The following is a 24,651-nucleotide window of genomic DNA, read 5'->3' as shown; positions in this document are numbered from 1 at the left end:
TGTTACCTTACTTCTTCTTAGCTTCTTTAGTACGCACTTGCTCGTTGGCATAGCGTACACCCTTGCCCTTGTAGGGCTCCGGAGCGCGGTAAGCACGGATATCGGCGGCGACTTGGCCAACCATCTGCTTGTCTACACCACGGAGAATGATCTCAGTAGCAGTAGGACACTCAGCGGTCACACCAGCCGGCAGCGCATGCTCAACCGGGTGAGAGAAGCCCAGGGCCAGCGCGACAGCATTGCCCTTGATGGAGGCTTTATAACCTACACCAACCAGCTGCAGCTTACGCTCGAAGCCTTGGGTAACACCGATTACCATGTTGTTGACCAATGCACGTGCAGTACCAGCCTGAGCGTCGGCACCAGTGGAGCCGTCGCGCGGGGCGAACTTGAGTACATTGTCTTCTTTGGTCACTTCTACACCGGCGTGAATAGAACGAACCAGGGAACCTTTACCACCTTTGATGGACAGTTCCTGACCGTTCAGAGTCACCTCTACGCCAGCAGGAATAGTGACGGGTGCCTTAGCAACACGAGACATATCCTACCTCCTATTAAGCGACGTAGCAGATGATCTCACCGCCCATGCAAGCTTTACGAGCTGCACGGTCAGTCATCACACCTTTAGACGTGGACACGATAGCAACACCGAGACCGCCCATAACTTTCGGCAGATCGGTAGTGCGCTTATAAATACGCAGGCCGGGACGGCTCACGCGTTGGATCAGTTCTACAACCGGTTTGCCCTGGAAATATTTCAGTTCAATTTCCAGTTCCGGTTTCACATCGCCAGCTACGGAGTAGCCAGTGATGTAACCTTCTTCTTTCAGCACGTGGGCGATAGCCACTTTCAGCTTGGAAGAAGGCATGGAAACCGCAACTTTGCTCGCCGCTTGACCGTTACGGATGCGGGTCAGCATGTCCGCGATCGGATCTTGCATGCTCATAGTCTAACTCCCGAGATTCTTACCAAGAGGCCTTTTTGAGACCTGGAATTTCGCCCTTCATGGCATGCTCACGCACCTTGATGCGAGACAGGCCAAACTTGCGCAGGAAACCGTGCGGACGACCAGTAATATTGCAACGGTTACGCTGGCGGGACGGACTGGAATCACGGGGCAGCTGTTGCAGTTGCAAGACAGCATCCCAACGCGCTTCTTCAGAAGCGTTCATATCAACGATGATAGCTTTCAGCTCGGTTCGCTTAGTGGCGAACTTGGCTACCAGCTTCGCACGCTTTGCTTCACGTGCTTTCATGGATGTTTTAGCCATAACCCTAACCTTACTTGCGGAATGGGAAGTTAAAGGCAGCCAGCAGAGCACGGCCTTCTTCATCGGTATTCGCGGAAGTGGTGATGGTGATATCCAGACCACGGACGCGATCGACTTTGTCATAGTCGATTTCCGGGAAGATGATTTGCTCACGCACGCCCATGGAGTAGTTACCACGACCATCGAACGCTTTAGCATTCAGGCCACGGAAGTCACGGATACGCGGTACGGAGATGCAGATCAGCCGTTCCAGGAACTCCCACATACGCTCGCCACGCAGGGTTACTTTACAACCTATCGGGTAGCCTTCACGAATCTTGAAGCCCGCAACAGATTTGCGAGCTTTGGTGATCAGCGGCTTCTGACCGGAAATGGCAGCCATATCGGCAGCAGCATTTTCCAGCAATTTCTTATCAGAAATCGCCTCACCAACACCCATATTCAGGGTGATTTTCTCGATCCGAGGGACTTGCATGATCGTCTTGTAACCGAACTGCTTTGACAGTTCTTGTGCTACATCGGATCTGTAGTAATCATGCAGTTTCGCCATCGTTAAACTCCAATTACTTCACAAGTTCGCCGGTAGACTTGAAGAAACGAACTTTTTTGCCGTCTTCAATCCGGAAACCAACGCGGTCAGCTTTGCCAGTGGCAGAGTTGAACAGCGCTACGTTTGAAACATCGAGGGGGGCTTCTTTGGTGACGATACCGCCAGCCTGACCCAAAGCGGGTACCGGCTTCTGGTGTTTCTTCACCTGGTTGATGCCTTCCACGAGAACCTTACCTTTAGCAATCAGGACTTGAGTGACTTTGCCACGCTTGCCCTTGTCTTTACCGGTAAGAACTATCACTTCGTCTTCGCGACGGATTTTAGCTGCCATCGTTCGACTCCTTACAGTACTTCGGGTGCCAGGGACACAATCTTCATGAACTTCTCATTACGTAGTTCACGGGTCACCGGGCCAAAAATACGAGTACCGATTGGCTGTTGGTTGCCGTTAAGCAAAACAGCCGCATTGTTGTCGAAACGGATGACTGAGCCGTCCGGACGACGAACGCCTTTACGGGTGCGTACGACCACCGCATTATATACATCACCTTTCTTCACTTTACCGCGAGGAATGGCTTCCTTAATGGAAACTTTGATGATGTCGCCGATGCCGGCATAACGGCGGTGCGAGCCACCCAGAACCTTAATACACATTACACTGCGAGCGCCGGAGTTGTCGGCTACACCCAGCATACTTTGCATCTGGATCATTTTAGTGCTCCGCTTTGTTTACTTCTTATCCCATACGGGATCTGGCTGCCTTCAAAAGGCGCGAAACTATAACACAGAGAAATTGGAAAAGGTAGCCTAAAAAACAAACGGCCCCTGATGGGGGCCGTTTGGACTACAAAAGACTGATTAAGCCTTTTCCAGGATCCCGACCAGGGTCCAAGACTTGGTCTTGGACAGCGGACGGCACTCGCGGATTTCCACGAGATCGCCAGCTTTACACTCGTTGGTCTCATCGTGTACGTGCAGCTTGGTAGTGCGCTTGATGATCTTACCGTAGATCGGGTGCTTTACCTTGCGTTCGATAGCGACAGTGATGGATTTGTCCATCTTGTCGCTAATTACACGACCTTGCAGAGTACGGATTTTGTCAGTCATTACGCACCTGCCTTCTCAGTCAGTACAGTCTTGATACGTGCGACGTCACGACGCACTTGCTTCAGAGTGTGAGTCTGAGCCAGTTGGCCAGTGGAAGCTTGCATGCGCATGTTGAATTGCTCACGCAGCAGACCCAGCAGCTCCTGGTTCAGTTCATCGACGCTCTTTTGACGCAGATCTTGAGCTTTCATCACATCACCGTCTTAATTACGAAAGTGGTCTGAACGGACAGCTTAGCAGCGGCCAGGGCGAATGCTTCACGGGCCAGGGCCTCAGGAACACCGTCCATCTCGTACAGAACCTTGCCAGGTTGGATCGGGCATACCCAGTATTCGACGTTACCCTTACCTTTACCCATACGAACTTCGAGGGGCTTTTCGGTAATCGGCTTGTCCGGGAACACACGGATCCAGATTTTACCCTGACGCTTAACGTGACGGGTCATGGCACGACGGGCTGCTTCGATTTGACGAGCAGTCAGTTGACCACGGGATGTCGCCTTCAGGCCAAAGGTACCGAAGGATACTTCGTTACCAGAGTTGGCCAGACCGCGGTTACGACCCTTATGGGTCTTGCGGAATTTAGTACGCTTTGGTTGCAACATTTACCGAATCTCCTTACTTACCGCGGCGTTTGTTATCGCGCTTGGGCTTCGCAGGAGCTTGCTCTTGAGCAGCGGCAGCATTAACTGCAGCCAGACCACCCAGAACTTCGCCCTTGAAGATCCAAACCTTAACGCCGATCACACCGTAGGTGGTGTGGGCTTCAGAAGTTGCGTAGTCGATGTCGGCACGCAGGGTGTGCAAAGGCACACGACCTTCACGGTACCATTCGGTACGCGCGATTTCAGCGCCGCCCAGACGACCAGACACTTCCACTTTGATGCCCTTGGCACCCAGGCGCATTGCGTTCTGTACGGCGCGCTTCATAGCACGACGGAACATTACGCGACGTTCCAGTTGGGAAGTGATGCTGTCAGCAACAAGTTTGCCATCCAGCTCCGGCTTGCGGACTTCGGAAATGTTGATCTGTGCAGGCACGCCAGCGATAGCGGCGACAGCTTTGCGCAGTTTCTCAACGTCTTCGCCTTTCTTGCCGATCACGACACCCGGACGAGCAGTGTGAATGGTCACACGGATGCTCTTGGCCGGACGCTCGATGGTGATCTTGGACAAGGAAGCGTTTTTCAGCTCCTTGGTCAGGAACTGGCGTACTTGGAAATCGCTGTACAGGTTGTCAGCGAAGTCTTTGGTGTTCGCGAACCAGGTAGAATTCCAAGGCTTGGTAATACCCAGGCGAATGCCATTAGGATGTACTTTCTGACCCATTGCTTATCTCCCAGCCTTAGCGTCGGATACCACTACAGTGATGTGAGCGGTACGCTTGAGGATACGATCCGCGCGACCTTTAGCACGAGGACGGATGCGCTTCATGGAGGGACCTTCGTCGACCATGATAGTAGCAACACGCAGTGCGTCGATATCGGCGCCTTCGTTGTGCTCAGCGTTTGCAATGGCAGATTCCAGCACCTTCTTCACCAGAACTGCAGCCTTTTTCGGGCTGAAGGTCAGGAGAGTCAGAGCCTTGTCTACGGACAGACCACGTACTTGATCGGCTACCAGACGAGCTTTCTGGGCAGAAGTACGGGCATAACGGTGTTTAGCGATAGCTTCCATCATTTATCCCTTAGCGCTTCTTAGCCTTCTTATCAGCAGCATGGCCGCGATAAGTACGAGTCGGTGCGAATTCACCCAGTTTGTGACCGATCATTTCTTCGGTAACGAAAACCGGAACGTGCTGACGACCATTATGGACAGCGATGGTCAAACCGATCATGTTCGGGATGATCATTGAGCGACGGGACCAGGTTTTAACCGGCTTTTTATCCCCGCTTTCCACCGCTTTCTCTACCTTCTTCAGCAAGTGCAGGTCAATAAATGGACCCTTCTTGAGAGAACGTGGCATGGTGATTCCTCTATGTTAACAATTACTTGTTACGACGACGTACGATGTACTTGTCGGTACGCTTGTTCTTACGGGTCTTGAAGCCCTTAGCCTTCTGGCCCCAAGGGGACACAGGCTGCATGCCCTTGTTACGACCTTCACCACCACCGTGCGGGTGATCGACCGGGTTCATCGCCATACCGCGAACGGTCGGACGAATACCACGCCAGCGGTTGGCACCGGCTTTACCCAGTTGACGCAACATGTGCTCGGAGTTACCCACTTCGCCGATAGTGGCGCGGCACTCGGACAGAACTTTACGTACTTCGCCGGAACGCAGACGCAGAGTTACATAGTTACCTTCACGAGCCAGGATCTGGATGAAAGTACCAGCGGAACGAGCCAGCTGGGCACCTTTACCAGGCTTCATCTCAACGGCGTGAACGGTAGAACCTACCGGGATGTTGCGCATCGGCAGGGCGTTACCTACCTTGATGGCTGCATCAGCACCAGAAGCGATCGGATCGCCAGCTTTCAGGCCTTTCGGGGCCAGGATGTAACGACGCTCACCGTCTGCATACAACACCAGGGCGATGTTAGCGGTACGGTTAGGATCGTATTCCAGACGCTCTACTTTGGCAGGAATGCCGTCTTTGTCGCGCTTGAAGTCGACGATACGGTAATGCTGCTTGTGACCACCACCGATATGACGGGTAGTGATACGACCGTTGTTGTTACGACCACCGGACTTGCTTTTGCTGTCCAGCAGAGCGGCAAAGGGCTTACCCTTGTACAGCTCTTGGTTGACGATCTTAACGACGTGGCGGCGGCCCGGAGAAGTAGGCTTGCACTTAACGATTGCCATTTTTCAGAACTCCTCTTACTCGGCTGCGCCCATGAAGTCGATGTCCTGACCAGCTTTCAGGGTCACATAAGCCTTTTTCCAATCGGAACGACGGCCTACACGCGCACCTGAGCGCTTGGTCTTACCCTTCATGTTCAGGGTACGGACGGTCTCAACTTCGACCTCGAACAGTTTCGCAACTGCAGCTTTGACTTCCGCCTTGGTGGCGTCGACAGCAATTTTGAACACGATAGTGTTCTGCTTCTCGGCGACCATGGTGCTCTTTTCAGAGATATGCGGAGCCTTCAGAACTTTCAACAGACGCTCTTCGCGGATCATGCCAGCATCTCCTCGATTTGCTTAACTGCATCAGCAGTCATCAGAACCTTGTCGAAAGCGATCAAGCTGACGGGGTCGATACCGGCTACGTCACGCACATCGACCTTGTACAGGTTGCGAGCGGCGAGGAACAGGTTCTCATCGACTTCAGCAGTCACGATCAGAACGTCTTTCAGTTCCATCTCTTTCAGCTTGGCGATCAGTTCTTTGGTCTTTGGCGCTTCGATGCCGAATTTCTCGACAACGATCAGGCGCTCTTGACGTACCAGTTCGGACAGGATGCTACGGATAGCGCCGCGGTACATCTTCTTGTTTACTTTTTGGCTGTGATCTTGCGGCTTAGCAGCAAAAGTCACACCACCGGAACGCCAAATAGGCGAACGGATGGAGCCAGCACGGGCACGACCAGTACCCTTCTGACGCCACGGCTTTTTGCCGCCACCAGACACTTCAGAGCGAGTCAGCTGCGCACGAGTACCCTGACGGGCACCTGCGGCATATGCAACGACGACCTGGTGAACCAGAGCTTCGTTGAATTCGCGCCCGAAGGTAGTCTCGGAAACTTCAAGAGCGCTCTTGGCGTCTTTCATTACCAATTCCATTACTATCTCCTCAGACGTTACGCTTTAACGGCAGGTTTGACGATCACGTTGCCGTTGGTAGCACCCGGTACTGCACCTTTGATGAGCAGCAGGTTGCGTTCAGCGTCAACACGAACCAGTTCCAGGTTCTGAGTCGTTACACGCTCAGCTCCCATGTGACCAGCCATCTTTTTGCCCTTGAATACCTTACCCGGGGATTGGTTCTGACCGATAGAACCCGGAGCGCGGTGAGACAAGGAGTTACCGTGGGTCATATCCTGGGTGCGGAAGTTCCAGCGCTTAACAGTACCGGCAAAACCTTTACCCTTGGATGTGCCGGTAACATCTACCAGCTTAACGTCAGCGAAAAGATCTACTTTCAACTCGCCGCCAACAGTGAATACTTCACCGTTGTTCAGACGGAATTCCCACAGACCACGACCGGCTTCGACACCAGCTTTGGCGAAGTGGCCCGCTTCCGGCTTAGTTACACGGCTGGCTTTTTTGGCGCCAGTGGTAACCTGAATAGCGTTGTAGCCATCGGTTTCTACAGATTTGACCTGAGTTACACGGTTAGCTTCAACTTCGATAACAGTCACCGGGATAGAAACGCCATCTTCAGTGAAGATGCGAGTCATACCCACTTTGCGACCTACAAGACCGATTGTCATTGTTATCAATCCTTTCCGTAATTAGCCCAGGCTGATCTGGACGTCTACACCGGCTGCCAGATCCAGACGCATCAGGGCGTCTACGGTCTTGTCAGTCGGCTCAACGATGTCTACCAGACGCTTGTGAGTGCGGATCTCGTACTGATCGCGCGCATCTTTGTTGACGTGCGGGGAGATCAGGACGGTGAAGCGCTCTTTGCGAGTCGGCAGCGGGATAGGACCGCGAACCTGCGCGCCAGTGCGCTTTGCAGTTTCAACGATTTCCGCTGTGGACTGATCTATCAGACGATGATCAAAAGCCTTCAGGCGAATACGGATTCTTTGGTTCTGCATTGACAGAGCTCCAATAGATAAAAGAACATAAACCAACACCGCCCGACCGGGAATTATCCCGCCAGAGGTGTGATTTTTCACGTTTCCCCCCATATCGGGAGGACTGTAAGGCTGGCGACTCGTAAACGGGAAGCTCAGCATGCAGACATATCGTCTGGCTTACCTCATGGGTAAGCGGGGGGAATTATACGGATATTTTCAATTGGCGCAAGCTGCGCCGTGCAGATAGTGCACGATTTTTACTCGACTCTGTTCCGCTCAGGGGCCCGGACCGCCGGACTGCCACCCGCCCCATCCAGTCAACGACAGTGCCAGGCTCAGCCTGCTAGACTGCGGGGCCAATTGCCCCTTCAGCTGGTCATGCAAGGATCTGCAGTATGTTGAAAAATCAGAAGAGAGCCTATCAATACGGCCTGTGCGCCGTGGCGCTCTGGTCTACGGTTGCCACCGCCTTCAAGCTGTCACTGCGCTATTTCGAGCCAGTACAACTGCTGCTGGTCGCCGCCCTCACCTCGACCCTGGCCCTGGGTTCCCTGGTGATCAAACAGGGCAAGTTGCCGCTGCTGCGCCAGTACCTGAAGGAGCGTCCGCGTTACTATCTGGCCCTGGGCACCCTCAACCCTTTTCTCTATTACCTGCTGCTGTTCAAAGCCTATGACCTACTGCCGGCGCAACAGGCGCAGACGATCAACTACACCTGGGCCATCAGCTTGAGTCTGCTGGCCGTGCCCTTCCTCGGCCAGAAACTGCGCCGCCGGGATGGGGTGGCCATACTACTCGGCTACTTCGGTGCCCTGGTGATCGCCACCAAGGGGGATGTGCTCGGCCTGCAGTTCGACAGTCCGCTTGGCGTGGGGCTGGCATTGCTCTCTACGCTGATCTGGGCGAGCTACTGGATCCTCAACACCCGTAATCAGGGGGATCCCATCGTCAGCCTGCTGCTCGGCTTTCTGCTCAGCCTGCCGCTCATTCTGGTGGCCACCTGGTGGCTGGCCGATTTTCAGATGACGGCCTGGCAAGGGTGGGCTGGCGCCATCTATGTCGGGCTGTTCGAGATGGGTTTTGGCTTCGTGCTCTGGTTGATGGCCATGCGCAGTGCCACGGATACGGCGCCACTCAGCAACCTTATCTTCATCTCTCCCTTCGCCTCGCTGATCCTGCTCAACCTGCTCCTCGGCGAGGAGATACACCCGGCCACTCCCATAGGCTTGGCTCTTATCGTCATCGCCTTGCTGGTGCAGCAGCTCAAATACGGCAAACGCTACCGTAACCAGATAACGCCAGATGCCTGAGCAAGAGACCGGATAACACAAGGGGGCCATTGGCCCCCTTGTATATTTGGAAGGACTCCATTTAGTCGACCCACTCCAGTGGCTGCTGTTTGGGCAAGCGGATCTCGACCAGCAGGCCGTTCCAATCCGAGACGCCGAGCCGCAGGGTGCCATGGTGCTGAGCCACTATCTTGGCGACGATGGCGAGCCCCAGGCCGCTGCCTCCGCCGGTGCGCGCCTGATTGCCCTGGGTGAAGGGTCTGAGTACCCGCTGATAATCTGCCTCCGGTATGCCGGGGCCATCATCCGAGATCCGCAGCCGGACCCAGTGACCATCGTCCCTCAACTCCGCCTGCACCCGGCGGGCGCCATAGCGCTGGGCGTTGCCGCACAGGTTGTTGAGCACCCGCCGCAGGCCGAGGGGGTGGCACTCCACCAGTACGGCCTCGGGCGGCAAGGCCAGCTCCAGCTCCAGGTCCTGCTCCCCTTGTAGCAGCAGTACATCGTGGATCAGCTGGGTCAGGTCGATGGGCCTGGTCTCCACACTGCCAGCTGGCCGTATGTAGTCGATAAACTGATCGATAATGGCGTTGGTTTCATCAATGTCGGCGTTGATGCTCTCCTTGAGCCCCTCCTCCCGGGACGACATCATCTCGGTGGCGAGGCGGATGCGGGTGAGCGGCGTGCGCAAGTCGTGGGAGACGCCGGCCATCATCAGGTTACGCTCTTCGATCAGCTCCTTGATGGAGTGGGACATGTGGTTGAAGCTGCGGGTCAATCGCCTCAGCTCCCGTGACCCCTGCTCGTTCAGGGCGTCGGGAAACTGACCCCGAGCGACGGCAATGGCCCCCGCCTCCAGCTCCTCGAGGGGGCGCATCAGTTGACGGGCAAAGCGCCAGGCGGCAAACAGGGTCACCACCAGCAGCACACTCAGGTAAAACATCAAGGGCTGGATATCGTCATCATCGATCTCGGTAAGCGGCACCCGCAGCCAGATGGTGCTGGCCTGGGGTGGCTGGATCCAGATGATGTAGTGATCCTGGATCTCCACCCGCACCTTGGCCGCCCCGCCCAGCTCTTCGCTGATCCCCTCTTCCAGGTATTGGTAGCGTTTTGCCGTCTTGAGGCCGTGCTGTTCCGCCTCGCCCTGACTGTAGATATCGATGCCTGTGGCCAAGTAAACCAGGGCCTCCGCCTCGTCGGGCAGCATGCCATCCCGTTGGGCGGGGAAGATGAGTTTGACCTGATTGGCCAGCAGGTGGCTGATCTGCTTGACCGTGGGCTCCAGCAGATAGTTGTAGAAGGCAACGTACGAGACCAGCTGATAGACCACCAGCACCGAGGCCAGAAACCAGAGGGTGCGGGAGAACATGCTGGTCGCGCGTCTCATCGGCTCTCCCCGTCCGGCACGAACACATAACCCAGGCCCCAGACGGTCTGCAGGTATCTGGGCTGGGCCGGATCCTGCTCCAGCAAGCGACGCAGGCGCGACACCTGCACATCGATGCTGCGCTCGGTCGCCGTGTACTCCCGGCCGCGGGCCAGGTTCATCAACTTGTCGCGGGAGAGAGGTTCACGGGGATGGCTCACCAATACCTTGAGCACGGCGAACTCGCCGCTGGTCAGAGAGAGGGGCTCATGGTCCCGGGTCAGCTCCCGGGTGGCGAGATCGAGGCGATAGGCGCCAAAGCTCACCACCTTCTCGGTGGCGGAAGGCGCCCCCGGCAGCTCCACCTGATGGCGGCGCAGCACGGCGCGGATCCGGGCCAGCAGTTCCCGCGGATTGAATGGTTTGGGCAGGTAGTCATCAGCGCCCATCTCCAGACCGACGATGCGATCGACCTCGTCCCCCTTGGCGGTGAGCATCAATACCGGGATCTGGTTACCCGCTTCACGCAGGCGGCGACAGATGGAGAGTCCATCCTCGCCGGGCAACATGAGGTCGAGCACCATCAGGCTGAAGTTCTCCCGCGCCAGCAGGCGATCGGCCTGTTCGCCATTGGCGACGCCGCGCACCCCGAAGCCCTGCTCGCTCAGATACCGCTCCAGCAGGGCCCTCAGCTTGAGATCGTCATCGACCACCAGCACCTTGTATTGCTGACTCATTTTGCCTCTCCTTACCCATGAAGGGTCATCCTAGGCGCTTGCCCTGCCCCGGCCAAGACGAAAAGTGTTACCGGTTATTGCTTGGGGGTCCTCCCCCGCGCCTCGAAGGGGCTGTAACGGATCTCGTTGATATACCAGAACTGCAATCCAGATGGCGTGCTCACCTCCACCTCGTCATCGACCTGCTTCTTGAGCAGGGCCCGCGCCAGAGGGGAATCCACGCTGAGCTTGCCTTCAGACAGGTTAAATTCATCAGGTCCCACCAATCGGTAGCGCACCCGCTGACCGGCTTCATCTTCCAGCTCAACCCAGGCGCCGAAGAAGACTCGCCCCTCCTGCTGAGGGCTGGGATCCACTATGGTGAGCGCGTCGAGCCGCTTGCCGAGAAAACGCAGCCGCCGATCAATCTCACGCAGCCGCTTCTTGCCATAGATGTATTCGGCATTCTCGGATCTGTCACCGAGCGCCGCGGCCTCCGACACCGCCTGCGTCACCCTGGGGCGCTCCTCCTTCCACAGGGTCTTGAATTCCCGATCCAGTTCGAGCCACCCTTCGCGGGTGATATAATCGCTTTTTTTCATCTTTACATGTCCTCGCCACTTGGGTTCTATTCTAACCCCGCGCGGGGTAGGCTCGCGAGCCGCCAGCCAGTGACCATGGAGACCCAGAGCACAGATGCAGACCATAGAACGACAGATAGCCGCCGAACTCAATGCCCGCCCACAGCAGGTACATGCCGCCATCCGCCTGCTGGACGAAGGGGCAACCGTGCCTTTCATCGCTCGCTACCGCAAGGAGGTCACCGAAGGACTGGATGATAGCCAATTGCGCACCCTGGAGACCCGACTCGGCTACCTGCGTGAGCTCGAAGAGAGGCGCCAGGTGATTCTCAACTCCGTGCAGGAACAGGGCAAGCTGACCCCGGAACTGGCCCGCGCCCTGGGCGAGGCCGACACCAAGACCCGCCTCGAAGATCTCTACCTGCCCTACAAACCCAAACGCCGCACCAAAGGACAAATGGCCATAGAAGCCGGTCTTGAGCCCCTGGCCGAGCGCCTGTTCGCCAATCCCAATCTGGACCCAGAACAGGAGGCCGCCACCTTCGTCAAGGTCGAGGCGGGCATCGCCGATACCAAGGCTGCCCTCGATGGCGCCCGCTACATCTTGATGGAACGCTTTGCGGAGCAAGCGCCCCTGCTCGCACGACTGCGCGATTACCTCTGGCACAACGCAATCCTGCGTGCCCGGCTGATCGAGGGCAAGGAGCAAGAGGGAGCCAAGTTCAAGGACTACTTCGCACATGACGAGCCCCTGCACAAGGCCCCCTCCCACCGGGTATTGGCCATGTTGCGCGGCCGCAACGAGGGCATGCTCAACCTGGCACTGATCGTCGGCGAAGAGGAAGCCAGCCACCCCTGCGAAGGCATCATCGCCCACCAGGTCGGCGTCAAGGCCGAGGGCCGTCCCGCCGACAAGTGGCTGCAAGGGGTGGTGAGTTGGACCTGGCGCATCAAACTCTCCTTGCAGATGGAGACCGAGCTCATCGGCCAGATCCGCGAACAGGCCGAAGAAGAGGCGATCAAGGTGTTCGCCATGAACCTCCAGGATCTGTTGATGGCGGCACCGGCCGGCATGCGCTGTACCATGGGGCTGGATCCCGGCATCCGCACCGGGGTCAAGGTGGCCGTGGTCGATGCCACCGGCAAACTGGTCGATACCGCGACTATCTATCCCTTCGAGCCGAGAAAGCAGGTTGAGCAGAGCCTGGCCACCCTGCGCGACCTCTGCGTCAAGCATAAGGTAGAGCTGGTCAGCATCGGCAATGGCACCGCCTCCCGCGAGACGGATCGCCTGACGGCCGAACTGTTCAAACGCTACCCGGAGGCACGTGCTCAGCACATCGTAGTCAGCGAGGCGGGCGCCTCCGTCTACTCCGCCTCCGAGCTAGCCTCCCAGGAGTTTCCGGATCTGGATGTGTCCATCCGCGGCGCCGTTTCCATCGCCCGCCGCCTGCAGGATCCCCTGGCCGAGCTGGTCAAGATAGATCCCAAAAGCATAGGGGTGGGCCAGTACCAGCATGATGTCGGTCAGAGCCAGCTCGCCCGCAAGCTCGATGCCGTGGTGGAGGATTGCGTGAACGCGGTCGGTGTGGATGTGAACACGGCCTCGGTACCGTTGCTGACCCGGGTCTCCGGCCTCTCCCAGACCCTGGCCCAGAACATAGTGACTTACCGTGATGAACATGGCGCCTTCAAGAGCCGCCAGCAGTTGCTCAAGGTGAGTCGACTCGGCCCCAAGGCGTTCGAGCAGTGTGCGGGCTTCCTGCGCATTCGTGGCGGCACTCACCCCCTCGATGGCTCGGCGGTGCATCCTGAGTCTTACCCTGTGGTGGAGCGGATCCTGGCGCAGCTCAAGCAGGCGGTAGACGACCTGCTCGGCAACGGTCCGCTGCTGCGCAGTCTCAAACCTGCCGACTATGTCGATGACAAGTTCGGGGTACCGACCGTCACCGACATCATCAAGGAGCTGGACAAGCCGGGCAGGGATCCCCGTCCCGAATTCAAGACCGCCACCTTCAAGGAGGGGATAGAGAAGATAAGCGACCTGCAACCCGAGATGGTGCTGGAAGGGGTGGTCACCAATGTCACCAACTTCGGGGCCTTCGTCGACATCGGAGTCCATCAGGATGGCTTGGTTCATATCAGCTCCCTCACCGATCGCTTCATCAAAGATCCCCGGGAGGTAGTCAAGACAGGGGACGTGGTGAGGGTCAAGGTGCTGGAAGTGGATGCCCCCCGCAAGCGCATCAGCCTCACCATGCGTCTGGATCAGCAGGCCGGTGATCAGGGAGGACGCAAACCCAGGAACGATGCAGATGGCAAGGCTGCGCCCCGGGGGCAAGCTGCCAAACCTGCTCGCCCCCCACAGCAAGGGAGTAAACCGGTCGAGAATGCCGCCTTCGGCAACGCCTTTGCCGCCGCCTTTGCCAAGGCTAAAAAATAGCGTCTCAGGTGAATGTCACCCAGCAACAAAAAGCCCCGCGAGGGGCTTTTTGTTTTTCCGATCTCATCATCTGCCATCTATCCCATGCAGAAGTGCCGAGTCCTGGGTGCTGACAGAACCATCAGGGGGCAGCGGGTTCAGATTTTCAGATCAAATTGCTGGGGCGATGCGGGTCTGCTGGCACTGCGATAACGCAGGGCTATGGCCTGGCTGCGCAGCTCCATATAGGCATTCAATACCCCGCCTTGCATCCCGGGATAAGCATGCTGGACAGCCCGGGGCTGCAAGCCAGTTCCACCTATATCAAACGCTGAGGCCCCTGTATTGGATCCCCTCTTATCCCCTGCCTGCCCAGCATCTTGATGACGCTCCCGATGCGCCTCCTGCTGGTTGCCCCCCTGACCGGCCTGATGGCCACCCTCATCGGCCCGCAGTGGTCCAGGATGCGGTGCCGGGGACAAGGTACCCATACCCTCGCGCACCACAGACTCTCGAATGGGTCCCTGACTGTGAGCCTGCCTCTCATGATCCTGCTGGCTGGCCGATTTCTGGCTGCCCCCGGAGGCGGCCCCCTGGGGAGCTTGAGGGATCAGCTCGGCGCGGCGATTATCGCTGCGCGCCGCTTCCGTCTGAGGTTGCAGCGCATTGGGAAGACTGGGGGGAAGTGTGACGTTGAGGCTCATCATAGTGCTCGGCCACCCCGAGGGTGGCCGAGCAGGCCTCTTAGACCCGAATGTCGATCAGGCTGCCGAGCATGTCGCTGGCCGTCTGGATCACCTTGGCCGAGGCGCCGGCCTCCAGTTCACCCAGCTTGAGATTGATCAGCTCGTCGGTGATTTCGACCGGAGCCGCGCCTGACTCACGGGACGCGCCATTGACGCTGGCAATGGCCTCGCTTGCCTGGCCAACCCTCTGCTCGGCCCGCTGATATCCCTGCAGGCCAGTCGTAAAGGCGGAATCAATTTGCATAGTGCTATCTCCCTGACAGTGGCTTAAGTATCCACCGCCCCGCAGGATTATCAAAGCATGACGCTCGATTTTTAATCAGCACGGCCACCCGCCATGGCGAGCCACTCCCTGATGCCGGTGACGAAGGGGCCCGGGTGGGAAATAAAGGGAGCATGGGATGCCTTGCTCAGTACCTGGCTCTCGCTGCGAGGATAACGTTCATCGAGCAGAGGAATGCCAGCCCTGGGCACCAGGGAGTCGAGGCGACCATAGACTCGTAACCAGGGCAGTGCCAGCTGCGCCAGCTCCTCGCGCAAATCCACCTCGGCCAGCATAGTCAGCCCCGCAGTGAGGGCGGCCAGCTGCGGCGCAGGCCGTTCAGCCAACCACTGCTTCAACTGGCGGATGTCGTCCCGGGCATGTTCGCTACCCATGGCCTGAATGGCGAGGAAGCGCTCCACCGTCTGGCGAAAATCGCCGCCAAGCGCCGCCATGAACCCCTCCAGCACCTTGGGGGCTATACCGGGCCACGCCTCTCGCGCCATAAAGCAAGGGGAGCTGGCAACGGTGATAAGGGAGGCAACACGATCCGGCTCATCGAGAGCAATGCGGCTCGCCACCAGGCCACCGAGCGACCAACCGAGCAGGTGGGCACGCGGCGGTAATACCGCGACAACCTGCCGAGCCAGCCAGTTGAGGTCGTAGTCTACCCCCTCGGCCAGCGAACTGGCACCAAAGCCTGGCAAATCAATTAGATGCAACCGAAAATGCGGGCTGAGCAGCGGCGCGATCCCATGCCAGACGGCACCATTCATGCCCCAACCATGCAACAACACCAGATCTGGCCCCTGGCCGAGGCGCTCCACCACTATGCTCATCAGACTCCCTCACATCAATTCATTGGGGTCGCATGTTAAAGCGCCTGCTCGCCAAAGCAAGTCCGATCCTCGGCACCCCGGCCGACTGGCTCGGGCTCTGCCTGCTCTGTCGGCAACCCTGTGACCATGCCCCCCTGCTCTGCCACTGCTGTCGAGTCAGCCTCCGCCAGCACGTGCATCGCTGCCAACTCTGCGCCGCCCCTCTCGAAGGTATCTGGCCTATCTGTGGCCGTTGCCAGCGCAGACCACCCCCCTGGGAGAGGCTGCAAGTGATAGGGGACTATCTGCCGCCCTACCCCTGGCTTATCCCTCGTCTGAAATATGGTGGCGACTTGCTGCTGCCCCCCCTGCTCGCCAGGCTGCTGGCGGATCATCTGACTCTGGAGGAGCCCCCCGAGGCAATCATCCCTGTGCCATTGCATTGGTGGCGCCAGTGGCGCCGTGGTTTCAATCAGGCAGAGCAGCTGGGTCTCTGTCTGAGCCGTTTGACCGGCATCCCCCTCGACCCCCAGGTCATTCACCGTATTCGGGCAACCCCTCAGCAGACTCAACTCAGTGCCGGCCAGCGCCGCCGCAATCTCAAAGGGGCCTTTCACATCAACCCCCATCCCTATCGGCATGTCGCCCTGCTCGATGACGTGGTCACCACGGGGGCGACCGCGGGCCAGCTGAGCCGGCTGCTGCATCAGAGCGGGATTGAGAGAGTCGAGGTGTGGGCCTTGTGCCGTACCCTGCCCCATTTCAAGTAGCCATGACCCGGTGAGCCAACTGGAACAGCAGCAACATCACAATGCCATAGGTCGCCTTGAGGTGTAGATCCTGCGTGCCATCTCTGTGTGTCCGGGGCTTGAACACTCGCTACCCAAGGGACGGCAACCGCGTTATCATGAATACCCTAGTCGTACACTCAGGTTTATGAGGATAGTGATGATCAGCATTTCCGACACCGCCCAGGCGCATTTCCGCAAGCTGCTGGAAAATCAGCCTGATGGCACCAATATCCGGGTGTTTGTGGTCAATCCGGGAACCCAGAACGCCGAGTGCGGCGTCTCTTACTGCCCACCGGATGCGGTGGACCCGGAAGATCAACACCTCCCCTTCAGCGGCTTTGACTGCCTGGTCGATCCGCTGAGCGCCCCTTACCTGCTTGATGCCACCATCGACTTCGTCACCGATCAGATGGGCTCCCAGCTCACCCTCAAGGCGCCGAATGCCAAGATGCGCAAGGTGGCCGATGATGCGCCCCTGATCGATCGCATCGAGTATGTGCTGACCTCCGAGGTCAATCCCATGCTGGCTGGTCACGGCGGCAAGGTAACCCTGGTCGAACTGACCGAAGACAAGCTGGCCATCTTGCAGTTCGGCGGCGGTTGCAACGGCTGCTCCATGGTCGACTACACCCTGAAAGAGGGGATCGAGAAGCAGTTGCTGGAGAAATTCCCGGGCGAGCTCAACGGCGTCAAAGATGCGACCGAGCACAGCCGTGGCGACCACTCCTACTATTGATAACGACGGCATGAATGCTCCTGTGTTCATGCCCGTGATTAAGTGAAGCGCACAACCCCCTCTGCGCCCACGATGAAAAAAGCCCCGCCAAATTGGCGGGGCTTTTTACTACCGGATGATCAGGATTCAGCCAGAGATCACTCGTCGCGCTTGTCACGGCTGAGCAAGGCGATGGCAGCCTCTTTCGGATTCCGACCCTGATAGAGCACCTGGAAGATCTGCTCGCAGATGGGCATCTCGACCCCATAACGGGCCGCCAGCAGATGCACTTCCTTTGTGTTGCGATAGCCTTCCACGACCTGACCTATCTCGGCCATGGCGGTATCCACCTCTTTACCGGCCCCGAGCGCCAAACCGAAGCGGCGATTGCGGGACTGGTTGTCGGTACAGGTCAGCACCAGATCGCCGAGCCCCGCCATCCCCATGAAGGTCTTGGCATCGGCACCCAGGGCAGCGCCCAGACGCTGCATCTCGACCAGACCCCGAGTGATGAGCGCGGTTCTGGCGTTGGCGCCAAAGCCAAGCCCGTCCGAGAGACCGGCACCGATGGCGATGACGTTCTTGACCGCCCCCCCCAGTTGCAGACCGATGAAGTCCGGATTGGTATAGACCCGGAATGAACGGCCACAGTGGAGCAGATGGGAGAGATCGTCGGCAAAATCGTCATGGGTCGAGGCGACCGAGATGGCTGTCGGCAGCCCGGCGGCCAGCTCCTTGGCGAAGGTAGGGCCCGAGATCACCGCCAACGGCATGGCATCTCCCAGCACTTCCCGCGCCACATCCTGCAACAGGCGGCCGCTGTCCGGCTCCAGCCCCTTGGTGGCCCAGGCGATACGGGTATCGGGGCGCAGGAAGGGTTTGAGCTCGGTCAGCACCTGGCCAAATACATGGCTCGGCACCACCAGCAGCAACACGGGGGCGGCCTGCACAGCCTGCTCCAGATTGGCACTCAGTTGCAGCATATCTGGGAAAGGCACATCCGGCAGGAAGGCCTTGTTGCAACGATCGGCTTCCAGCACGGCGACATGAGCCGGATTATGGCCCCATAGCAGAGTCGGATGACCGTTACGGGCCAGAGAAATGGCAAGGGCGGAGCCATAGGACCCCGCCCCCAACACCGAAATCGCGATCGGGTCGGCCATTGATCAGGCTTCCGCTGTTGCCTGTTGCGCCTGAGCCTGTGCCATATGCTGGGCAAACAGGGCATCGAAGTTGACCGGAGCCAGGTTCAGCTGCGGGAAGGAACCCTTGCTGACCAGGTTGGCCACGGCTTCGCGGGCATAAGGGAACAGAATGTTCGGGCAGAATGCGGCCAGGCAGTGTGCCAGCTGTGGCTCAGGCAGGTTGCCGATGCTGAAGATACCGGCTTGCTGCACTTCACACAGGAAGGCGGTCTCGGTTTCCAGTTTGCAGGTGACGGTCAGGGTCAGTACAACCTCGTAAACACCGTCAGCCAGGACACTGGTCTTGGTGTCCATGTCCAGCTTGACGTCCGGTTGCCACTCTTTCTGGAAGATGTGCGGCGTGTTCGGCGCTTCGAAAGAGACATCCTTGGTGTAGACACGCTGGATGTGGAATTCAGGTTGTACTTCCTGGTTGTTGATTTCGTCAGCCATTCTTTTGATTCCTTTGATAAAAATGTTGGGCGCACGCCCTTAATCAGCGTTTTTTGGTCACCGGCAGATTGTCTGCACGCCATTGGGCCATGCCACCGCTGAGCACATATACCTGCTTGAAGCCGGCCTTGCTCAGCTGGCGGGCCGCGCCACCAGCGGTCATCCCCGACTCGCACACCACTATGATGGGGGCATCTTTATGCTTTTCAACCGCGCCCAGATTATTGGCCTGGATCTGGCTGGCGGGCAGGTGTTGAGCACCGGCCAGATGGCCCTTGGCATATTCGTCCTGGCTGCGGGTATCAACCACGATGGCATTCTCACGGTTGATAAGCAGTGTTGCACCGTGGTTATTCACCGTTTTTACCGGAGAGAGGCTAGCGCGCACTGTGGTGTAGATCAGGGTGCCTGCCAGACCCAACCACGCCGCCGACAACAGCGGGTTGCGGGTCGCAAAATCCAAATACTCTTGCATCTTTTACTATCCAAAGACCGAGACAAGTGGCCGAGTATACATGGGCCCCCTGTGAAGATCAGCCATCTTGGCGGCAAAGCGAGAGCGGGCTCCCATCAAGACGCCGCGCCAGGCCACCTCTCCCTCGAGGGAGCAGAATCCGGACAATGATGGGGGCATGGTGGCCATCTTCGGCAACGAGATAACCCTCGATAGACAAGCTGACAACATGCCGAAACGGCCCGGTAACAGTGAAAAACCAAGAGGGAGAGACGCTTGGGGATCAGGTGACTATTTCGGCAGATGTAGTAATATTACGCTAGTTTCGATTCCCCAGTTCATTCCTATCCGAGAGGACATAGCTTTATGTCAACAGCGAAGAAACCCCTGGTTTTGGTCATCATGGACGGTTGGGGCTACAGCACCAAGCAAGAGCACAATGCCGTTGCCGCCGCCAAGACCCCGAATCTGGACCGCCTGGCCCATGACTATACCAGCACCCTGATTTCCGGTTCCGGCCTGGATGTGGGCCTGCCCGATGGCCAGATGGGCAACTCCGAAGTGGGCCACGTCAACATTGGTGCCGGTCGCATCGTCTATCAGGAGCTGACCCGCATCTCCAAGGATATTAGCGAAGGCACCTTCTTCAACAATGTTGAACTGGGCAAGGCCGTCGACAGCGCCGTCAGCAACGGCAAAGCCGTGCACATCATGGGCCTGATGTCTCCGGGTGGCGTACATAGCCATGAAGAGCACATCATGGGCATGATCGAAATGGCTGCCAAGCGTGGCGCCGAGCAGATCTACTTCCACGCCTTCCTGGATGGCCGCGACGTACCGCCGCGTTCCGCCCAATCCTCCATCGAGCAGTTCGACGCCCTCTTTGCCCGCTTGGGCAAAGGCCGCTTCGCCTCCATGATCGGCCGTTACTTCGCCATGGACCGCGACAACCGTTGGGATCGCGTGCAGCAAGCCTATGACCTGATGACACAGGGCAAGGGCGAATTCACCGCCGACAACGCCAGCGACGCCCTGGCCGCCGCCTATGCCCGCGACGAGAACGACGAGTTCGTCAAGGCCACCCGCATTGGCGCAGCCGCTCCCATGCAAGACGGCGATGCACTGATCTTCATGAACTTCCGTGCTGACCGTGCCCGCGAAATCACCCGCGCCTTCGTCGATAGCGATTTCACCGGCTTTGCCCGCGAAGCGACCCCTGCCCTGAACTTCGTGATGCTGACCGAATACGCGGCCGACATCAAAGCCGTCTGCGCCTATCCGCCCACCGCCCTGGTCAACACCCTGGGTGAATGGCTGGCCAAGCAGGGCAAGACTCAGCTGCGCATCTCCGAAACCGAGAAGTACGCCCACGTCACCTTCTTCTTCAACGGTGGCGAAGAGGCTTGCTTCCCCGGTGAGGATCGCGAGATCGTCGCCAGCCCGAAAGTGGCCACCTATGACCTGCAGCCGGAGATGAGCTCGGAAGAGCTGACCGACAAGCTGGTCGGCGCCATCAAGAGCGGCAAGTACGATGTCATCATCTGCAACTACCCCAATGGCGACATGGTCGGCCACACCGGCGTGTTCGATGCCGCAGTCAAAGCCTGTGAAGCCGTTGACCACTGCATCGGCCGCGTCACCGAGGCCCTGGCTGAAGTCGGCGGCGAATGCCTCATTACCGCCGACCACGGCAACGCCGAGAAAATGCTGGACGAAGAGACGGGTCAGGCTCATACCGCCCACACCAACCTGCCGGTTCCACTCATCTATTTCGGCCGCAAGGCAGAAGTGGCACAAGACGGTAAATTGTCCGATCTGGCCCCGACCATGCTCACCCTCATGGGTCTGCCTGTGCCGCCGGAAATGACTGGCAAGCCCCTGATGATTCTGAAATAATCCTGCCCCATGCGGGGATGCGGATATTTTTCACTCAAAACCAGTCGCGTCTGCCTGTTGGCAGGCGCGCTGTTTTTTGCGTTTGGCCCGGCCCCAGTGTCGGCGGCCAACGAACTCGGTCAGATGCAGTCCCAGATAAAGGATCAGCGCAAGACCATCAAGCTCAGCAAGGGCGAACTCGCCAAGCTCAACAACCAGTTGAAGCAAGATGAGCAATCCATTTCCGCAGCGGCCGCCAAGCTCAACGAAACCAAGCGGCAACTGCAGCAGAATCAGCGCAAACTGGTCAAACTGCAACAGAACAAGAGTCAGTTGGAGCAAGAGGCCAAGCATCAGAAGCAACTGCTGGCCAAACAGGCCGAGAGCGCTTTCCAGGCCGGTAATCACGACTATCTCAAGCTGCTGCTCAATCAGCAGGATCCGGCCAAGATCAGCCGCTCCCTCGACTATTACGACTACCTCAACAAGGCCCGCATCGAGGCCATAGATGCCCTGCGCGCCACCCGTACCAAGCTCGCCAAGAACCAGCAAGCCACCCAGCAGACCGAACAGGCACTGCAAAGCCTGCTCGGCGAGCAACAAGAGCATCACCAGACCCTGCTCGCCAGCCAGCAGAGTCGCGCCAAGGTGCGCAACCAGCTACAGCAATCGGTTCAGAACGATGAGCTGAAGCTCGACAAACTGGTCAAGGCTGAACATGCCCTCAAAGCCAAGCTCGAAGAACTCAGACGCAAGCGGGAAGAGCAAGAGCGTCGGGAACGGGCCGAGCGGGAACGTCTCGCCAAGCTCAAGGCCGAGCAGGAGCGCCAGCGTCGTCTGGAGGCGCAACGCCTGGCCGCCGAACAGAAAAGAATTGCAGAACAACAGCGGAGCGCGGCCCAACAACGGCAAGTCGGCGAACAGCAACGGCTCGCCGCACAGCAGCAGCAAGTCGCCGCACAACAAAGCAAGGTGGCACAGCAGCAAGCCGCCGCACGCAGCAGCGCCAAGGCAAGCACTGGCGCCTACGGCGGCCTCAGCACCGGCGGCAATCTACGCTGGCCGGTACAGGGCCCGATCCTCATCTCCTACGGCTCCCAGCGCACCGCTCAACTCAAGTGGAAAGGCACCCTGATCGGGGCCAATGAAGGCACCCAGGTCAAGGCGGTCGCACCGGGTCAGGTGGTCTACGCGGACTGGCTGGACGGCTTCGGCATGCTGCTGGTGATAGATCACGGCAAGGGCTACATGAGCCTATATGGTCATAATCAGTCGCTGCTACGCCAGACTGGCCAGAAAGTGGAGCAGGGGGAACCCGTCGCCCTGGTCGGCGACAGCGGGGGTCAGGACAGACCTGGCCTCTACTTCGAGATCCGCTACCAGGGCGAGGCGATCAACCCTAGCAAGTGGCTGGCTCGTCGCTGAGATCGATGCATCCGTACCAACAAAGAGCCCGCGACTGCGGGCTCTTTGTTGTCGGTCACTCACCAGGCAGGCCTGGGCGAAATGTTGAAAAATGACTGAATGGCGAGACTCAGGGGAACACTTGAATGCCGAGGGTCTCCAGCAGGCCCTGCTGCTGGTACTCACTGATCTGGGCTCCCTTGAGATCAACCCGGCGCAGATCCAGGCCGGGCAGGTCGCAGCCACGCAGGTCGCAGTCGGTGAGCCTGACGCTCTGCCAGTCAAATTGGCCAAACTCCCCATGGCTCAGATCCGACCCCACCAGGGAGGCGCCGCTCAGGTTCGCGTTCTGCCAGCGATTGTTGCTTAGCTCACAGCGCTCCAGTAGACAGGACTCCAGATTGGCAAAGCTGAAGTTGTTGCCGGTCAGATAAGCCTCGCAAAAGTAACTCTTGGGGGTGATCTGGTTGGCGAAGCTGGCCTGGGCCAGATTGATGCCCACCGCTTGGCAGTCGCGCATCGCCAATCCCAGGCACTGGCTACGGCTGAGATCCGCCAAGGTCAGATCGCAACGCAGAAAACTGGCCTCCCGCAGATCGCAACCCTGCAGCTGGCAGTGCTGCTCCGTCTCCCTGTCGTAGAAGCGACACTCCACGAAGCGGCACTCCCGCAGATCCAGCCAGGAAAAGTTGCACCCCAGGAAGACACAGTGCTCGAATTGTTCCCCCTCTACCTCATCGGCCTCGAACCTGTGCCCCTGGAAGGTCTTGCCCTTCACCATGATTCTCTCCTTCTCACCGGCGTCATATGCTGACTTTTTTGCGCAAAAACGATAATGTTACAGGTAACATTATCCCGGGATCCCATCATGAACGACAGCCGTAAACGCCGCCCCACCCTGCAGGACATTGCCGATCTGACCGGAGTGACCAAGATGACGGTGAGCCGCTACCTGCGCGATCCCCAGGCCGTGGCCGACGCCACCCGGGAGCGGATCGCCGCCGCCGTCGAGCGGCTCGGCTACATCCCCAACCGGGCCCCGGACATTCTCTCCAACGCCACCAGCCGTGCCATCGGCATACTGATACCCTCCCTCTCCAACCAGGTGTTCTCAGCCCTGGTGCGTGGCATAGAGTCGGTGACCCGGCCCGCAGGCTATCAGACGCTGCTGGCCCACTACGGTTACAGCCCTGAGCGGGAAGAGGAGCAGGTGGCCTCCCTGCTCTCCTACCATGTGGACGCCCTCATCCTGTCGGACAGCCTGCACACCACCCGGACCCGCAAGATGATAGCCACCGCCGGTATCCCCGTGGTGGAAACCATGGATCTGCCGGAGCAGCCCATCGATCTGGTGGTCGGCATGGATCACAGAGCCGCAGCCCGGGCCATGGTAACAGAGATGCTGAGTCGAGGGCGCCGCCGCCCCATCTACCTGGGAGCCCGGCTCGATGTGCGTACCCGGCTGCGGATGGAGGGTTATTACCAGGCCATGGCGGAGGCTAATCTGCCCGGTCGCCACCTGCTGACCGAGCGCGCCTCCAGCTTCACCCTGGGGGGCGAGCTGCTGGATCAGGTCCTGGCCGAGTACCCGGATCTCGATGGCCTTTACTGCACCAACGACGATCTCGCGGTCGGGGCCCTGTTGCGCTGCCAGGCGCTGGGCATAGCGGTGCCGGAACGGCTCGCCATCGCCGGCAGCAATGCCCTGGACATTGGCCGCGCCATGAGCCCCAGCCTAGCCAGTATCATTACTCCCCGTGAAGCCATAGGACGCGAGGCCGCCACCTTGCTGATGGCAAGGCTCGCTGGCAACCCCGTGCCCCAGACCCGGATCGATCTCGGCTTCTCCCTCTATCAAGGTGAAAGCCTGGGCTGACCCCCTTCGCCTCCTCACCCGCAGCAGGTGCCGGCCAAGCGTGGCCGTCGACAGCCAGAACAAGCGAGGCCAC

General features: G+C 58.6%; 34 protein-coding genes. 7 read left to right on the top strand and 27 right to left on the bottom strand.

What is annotated here, in order from left to right; all coding sequences use genetic code 11:
- Positions 1-7: 7 nt before the first annotated feature.
- The 17 genes from rplF to rpsJ form a co-directional block, all read right to left on the bottom strand.
- Positions 8-541, bottom strand: a complete 534-nt coding sequence (gene rplF, locus G113_RS00635; RefSeq protein WP_005890917.1) for a 50S ribosomal protein L6 — start codon at positions 539-541, stop codon at positions 8-10.
- Between the two features lie 13 nt (positions 542-554).
- A complete protein-coding gene (rpsH, locus tag G113_RS00630) occupies positions 555-947 on the bottom strand; it encodes a 30S ribosomal protein S8 (protein ID WP_005890915.1) in 393 nt (130 codons plus the stop codon).
- Positions 948-966: 19 nt separating this feature from the next.
- The gene (gene rpsN, locus G113_RS00625) at positions 967-1,272 is read right to left on the bottom strand and encodes a 30S ribosomal protein S14 (protein ID WP_005319722.1); all 306 of its coding nucleotides are present in this window, start codon (positions 1,270-1,272) and stop codon (positions 967-969) included.
- 10 nt (positions 1,273-1,282) lie between these two features.
- Entirely contained in the window at positions 1,283-1,822 is a 540-nt protein-coding gene (gene rplE, locus G113_RS00620) for a 50S ribosomal protein L5 (RefSeq protein ID WP_005890912.1), read from the bottom strand.
- A 13-nt stretch (positions 1,823-1,835) separates the two neighbouring features.
- Positions 1,836-2,153 (bottom strand): 50S ribosomal protein L24, encoded by a 318-nt coding sequence (rplX, locus tag G113_RS00615; protein WP_005890910.1) that lies wholly within the window; start codon positions 2,151-2,153, stop codon positions 1,836-1,838.
- Positions 2,154-2,164: 11 nt separating this feature from the next.
- Complete coding sequence (gene rplN, locus G113_RS00610) at positions 2,165-2,533, bottom strand: 50S ribosomal protein L14 (RefSeq protein ID WP_005890908.1); 369 nt, start codon at positions 2,531-2,533, stop codon at positions 2,165-2,167.
- 147 nt (positions 2,534-2,680) lie between these two features.
- Positions 2,681-2,929, bottom strand: coding sequence for a 30S ribosomal protein S17 (gene rpsQ / locus G113_RS00605; protein ID WP_005890905.1), 249 nt, complete (start codon positions 2,927-2,929; stop codon positions 2,681-2,683).
- Positions 2,929-3,120 (bottom strand): 50S ribosomal protein L29, encoded by a 192-nt coding sequence (gene rpmC, locus G113_RS00600; RefSeq protein ID WP_005319733.1) that lies wholly within the window; start codon positions 3,118-3,120, stop codon positions 2,929-2,931. Before rpmC ends, rpsQ begins: the two co-directional genes overlap by 1 nt.
- Positions 3,120-3,533, bottom strand: coding sequence for a 50S ribosomal protein L16 (gene rplP / locus G113_RS00595; protein WP_005307963.1), 414 nt, complete (start codon positions 3,531-3,533; stop codon positions 3,120-3,122). Before rplP ends, rpmC begins: the two co-directional genes overlap by 1 nt.
- Positions 3,534-3,546: 13 nt before the next feature.
- Positions 3,547-4,257 (bottom strand): 30S ribosomal protein S3, encoded by a 711-nt coding sequence (rpsC, locus tag G113_RS00590; RefSeq protein WP_005890900.1) that lies wholly within the window; start codon positions 4,255-4,257, stop codon positions 3,547-3,549.
- 3 nt (positions 4,258-4,260) lie between these two features.
- Entirely contained in the window at positions 4,261-4,605 is a 345-nt protein-coding gene (rplV, locus tag G113_RS00585; protein WP_005890899.1) for a 50S ribosomal protein L22, read from the bottom strand.
- Between the two features lie 10 nt (positions 4,606-4,615).
- On the bottom strand, positions 4,616-4,894 hold the full coding sequence (gene rpsS / locus G113_RS00580; RefSeq protein WP_005307960.1) for a 30S ribosomal protein S19: 279 nt from the start codon (positions 4,892-4,894) through the stop codon (positions 4,616-4,618).
- Positions 4,895-4,916: 22 nt separating this feature from the next.
- The gene (rplB, locus tag G113_RS00575) at positions 4,917-5,738 is read right to left on the bottom strand and encodes a 50S ribosomal protein L2 (protein WP_005890888.1); all 822 of its coding nucleotides are present in this window, start codon (positions 5,736-5,738) and stop codon (positions 4,917-4,919) included.
- Positions 5,739-5,753: 15 nt separating this feature from the next.
- Positions 5,754-6,056, bottom strand: coding sequence for a 50S ribosomal protein L23 (rplW, locus tag G113_RS00570; RefSeq protein WP_005319747.1), 303 nt, complete (start codon positions 6,054-6,056; stop codon positions 5,754-5,756).
- Positions 6,053-6,658 (bottom strand): 50S ribosomal protein L4, encoded by a 606-nt coding sequence (rplD, locus tag G113_RS00565; RefSeq protein WP_005890881.1) that lies wholly within the window; start codon positions 6,656-6,658, stop codon positions 6,053-6,055. The genes rplW and rplD overlap by 4 nt, the downstream gene beginning before the upstream one ends.
- Positions 6,659-6,675: 17 nt before the next feature.
- Positions 6,676-7,308, bottom strand: coding sequence for a 50S ribosomal protein L3 (rplC, locus tag G113_RS00560; RefSeq protein WP_005890879.1), 633 nt, complete (start codon positions 7,306-7,308; stop codon positions 6,676-6,678).
- 21 nt (positions 7,309-7,329) lie between these two features.
- Complete coding sequence (rpsJ, locus tag G113_RS00555) at positions 7,330-7,641, bottom strand: 30S ribosomal protein S10 (RefSeq protein ID WP_005307944.1); 312 nt, start codon at positions 7,639-7,641, stop codon at positions 7,330-7,332.
- 377 nt (positions 7,642-8,018) lie between these two features.
- On the opposite strand from rpsJ, the gene G113_RS00550 reads away from it, so the two are divergent.
- Positions 8,019-8,933, top strand: a complete 915-nt coding sequence (locus G113_RS00550) for a DMT family transporter (RefSeq protein WP_005890835.1) — start codon at positions 8,019-8,021, stop codon at positions 8,931-8,933.
- Between the two features lie 61 nt (positions 8,934-8,994).
- Here the strand turns inward: G113_RS00550 and envZ are convergent, their stop codons facing one another.
- The 3 genes from envZ to greB all read right to left on the bottom strand — a co-directional run bounded on the left by envZ (position 8,995) and on the right by greB (position 11,599).
- Positions 8,995-10,302: a two-component system sensor histidine kinase EnvZ gene (gene envZ / locus G113_RS00545; RefSeq protein ID WP_005890833.1), complete on the bottom strand. Its 1,308-nt coding sequence runs from the start codon at positions 10,300-10,302 to the stop codon at positions 8,995-8,997.
- Positions 10,299-11,018: an osmolarity response regulator transcription factor OmpR gene (gene ompR, locus G113_RS00540; protein WP_005890831.1), complete on the bottom strand. Its 720-nt coding sequence runs from the start codon at positions 11,016-11,018 to the stop codon at positions 10,299-10,301. The genes envZ and ompR overlap by 4 nt, the downstream gene beginning before the upstream one ends.
- Positions 11,019-11,092: 74 nt before the next feature.
- Entirely contained in the window at positions 11,093-11,599 is a 507-nt protein-coding gene (greB, locus tag G113_RS00535) for a transcription elongation factor GreB (RefSeq protein ID WP_005890829.1), read from the bottom strand.
- Positions 11,600-11,693: 94 nt separating this feature from the next.
- Here greB and G113_RS00530 point away from each other — a divergent pair, with 94 nt between their 5' ends.
- Positions 11,694-14,021: a Tex family protein gene (locus G113_RS00530; RefSeq protein ID WP_005890827.1), complete on the top strand. Its 2,328-nt coding sequence runs from the start codon at positions 11,694-11,696 to the stop codon at positions 14,019-14,021.
- 137 nt (positions 14,022-14,158) lie between these two features.
- Here G113_RS00530 and G113_RS21425 read toward each other — a convergent pair whose 3' ends face one another.
- The 3 genes from G113_RS21425 to bioH form a co-directional block, all read right to left on the bottom strand.
- Complete coding sequence (locus G113_RS21425) at positions 14,159-14,707, bottom strand: hypothetical protein (RefSeq protein ID WP_005890824.1); 549 nt, start codon at positions 14,705-14,707, stop codon at positions 14,159-14,161.
- A 37-nt stretch (positions 14,708-14,744) separates the two neighbouring features.
- Complete coding sequence (locus tag G113_RS00520) at positions 14,745-14,990, bottom strand: hypothetical protein (protein ID WP_005890821.1); 246 nt, start codon at positions 14,988-14,990, stop codon at positions 14,745-14,747.
- A 71-nt stretch (positions 14,991-15,061) separates the two neighbouring features.
- Positions 15,062-15,847, bottom strand: coding sequence for a pimeloyl-ACP methyl ester esterase BioH (bioH, locus tag G113_RS00515; protein ID WP_005890818.1), 786 nt, complete (start codon positions 15,845-15,847; stop codon positions 15,062-15,064).
- A gap of 32 nt (positions 15,848-15,879) precedes the next feature.
- Here bioH and G113_RS00510 point away from each other — a divergent pair, with 32 nt between their 5' ends.
- Both G113_RS00510 and nfuA read left to right on the top strand, forming a co-directional pair.
- Positions 15,880-16,596, top strand: a complete 717-nt coding sequence (locus G113_RS00510; RefSeq protein WP_005890816.1) for a ComF family protein — start codon at positions 15,880-15,882, stop codon at positions 16,594-16,596.
- A gap of 178 nt (positions 16,597-16,774) precedes the next feature.
- Positions 16,775-17,353, top strand: a complete 579-nt coding sequence (gene nfuA / locus G113_RS00505; RefSeq protein ID WP_005890814.1) for a Fe-S biogenesis protein NfuA — start codon at positions 16,775-16,777, stop codon at positions 17,351-17,353.
- A gap of 137 nt (positions 17,354-17,490) precedes the next feature.
- On the opposite strand, the gene gpsA is transcribed toward nfuA, so the two are convergent.
- Genes gpsA through G113_RS00490 form a run of 3 tightly spaced genes read right to left on the bottom strand, consistent with a single transcriptional unit; the run spans position 17,491 to position 19,444 of the window.
- Positions 17,491-18,495 (bottom strand): NAD(P)H-dependent glycerol-3-phosphate dehydrogenase, encoded by a 1,005-nt coding sequence (gene gpsA, locus G113_RS00500; RefSeq protein WP_005890812.1) that lies wholly within the window; start codon positions 18,493-18,495, stop codon positions 17,491-17,493.
- 3 nt (positions 18,496-18,498) lie between these two features.
- Positions 18,499-18,969 carry a protein-export chaperone SecB gene (gene secB / locus G113_RS00495; protein ID WP_005890810.1) on the bottom strand — a complete coding sequence of 157 codons (471 nt, stop codon included), beginning with the start codon at positions 18,967-18,969 and terminating at the stop codon, positions 18,499-18,501.
- A 43-nt stretch (positions 18,970-19,012) separates the two neighbouring features.
- Positions 19,013-19,444 carry a rhodanese-like domain-containing protein gene (locus tag G113_RS00490; protein ID WP_005890807.1) on the bottom strand — a complete coding sequence of 144 codons (432 nt, stop codon included), beginning with the start codon at positions 19,442-19,444 and terminating at the stop codon, positions 19,013-19,015.
- Positions 19,445-19,789: 345 nt separating this feature from the next.
- On the opposite strand from G113_RS00490, the gene gpmM reads away from it, so the two are divergent.
- Both gpmM and G113_RS00480 read left to right on the top strand, forming a co-directional pair.
- Positions 19,790-21,319, top strand: a complete 1,530-nt coding sequence (gene gpmM / locus G113_RS00485; RefSeq protein ID WP_005890805.1) for a 2,3-bisphosphoglycerate-independent phosphoglycerate mutase — start codon at positions 19,790-19,792, stop codon at positions 21,317-21,319.
- A 9-nt stretch (positions 21,320-21,328) separates the two neighbouring features.
- Positions 21,329-22,723 carry a peptidoglycan DD-metalloendopeptidase family protein gene (locus G113_RS00480; RefSeq protein ID WP_005890802.1) on the top strand — a complete coding sequence of 465 codons (1,395 nt, stop codon included), beginning with the start codon at positions 21,329-21,331 and terminating at the stop codon, positions 22,721-22,723.
- A gap of 109 nt (positions 22,724-22,832) precedes the next feature.
- Here G113_RS00480 and G113_RS00475 read toward each other — a convergent pair whose 3' ends face one another.
- A complete protein-coding gene (locus tag G113_RS00475; RefSeq protein WP_005890799.1) occupies positions 22,833-23,483 on the bottom strand; it encodes a Qnr family pentapeptide repeat protein in 651 nt (216 codons plus the stop codon).
- 87 nt (positions 23,484-23,570) lie between these two features.
- Between G113_RS00475 and G113_RS00470 the strand changes: the two genes are divergently transcribed.
- Positions 23,571-24,578 carry a substrate-binding domain-containing protein gene (locus G113_RS00470; RefSeq protein WP_005890796.1) on the top strand — a complete coding sequence of 336 codons (1,008 nt, stop codon included), beginning with the start codon at positions 23,571-23,573 and terminating at the stop codon, positions 24,576-24,578.
- Positions 24,579-24,651 lie beyond the last annotated feature (73 nt).

Source organism: Aeromonas molluscorum 848 (assembly GCF_000388115.1).
GTDB lineage: Bacteria > Pseudomonadota > Gammaproteobacteria > Enterobacterales > Aeromonadaceae > Aeromonas > Aeromonas molluscorum.
Note: the sequence above shows the minus strand (reverse complement) of the source record. Positions and strands in the feature narration are given on the sequence as shown.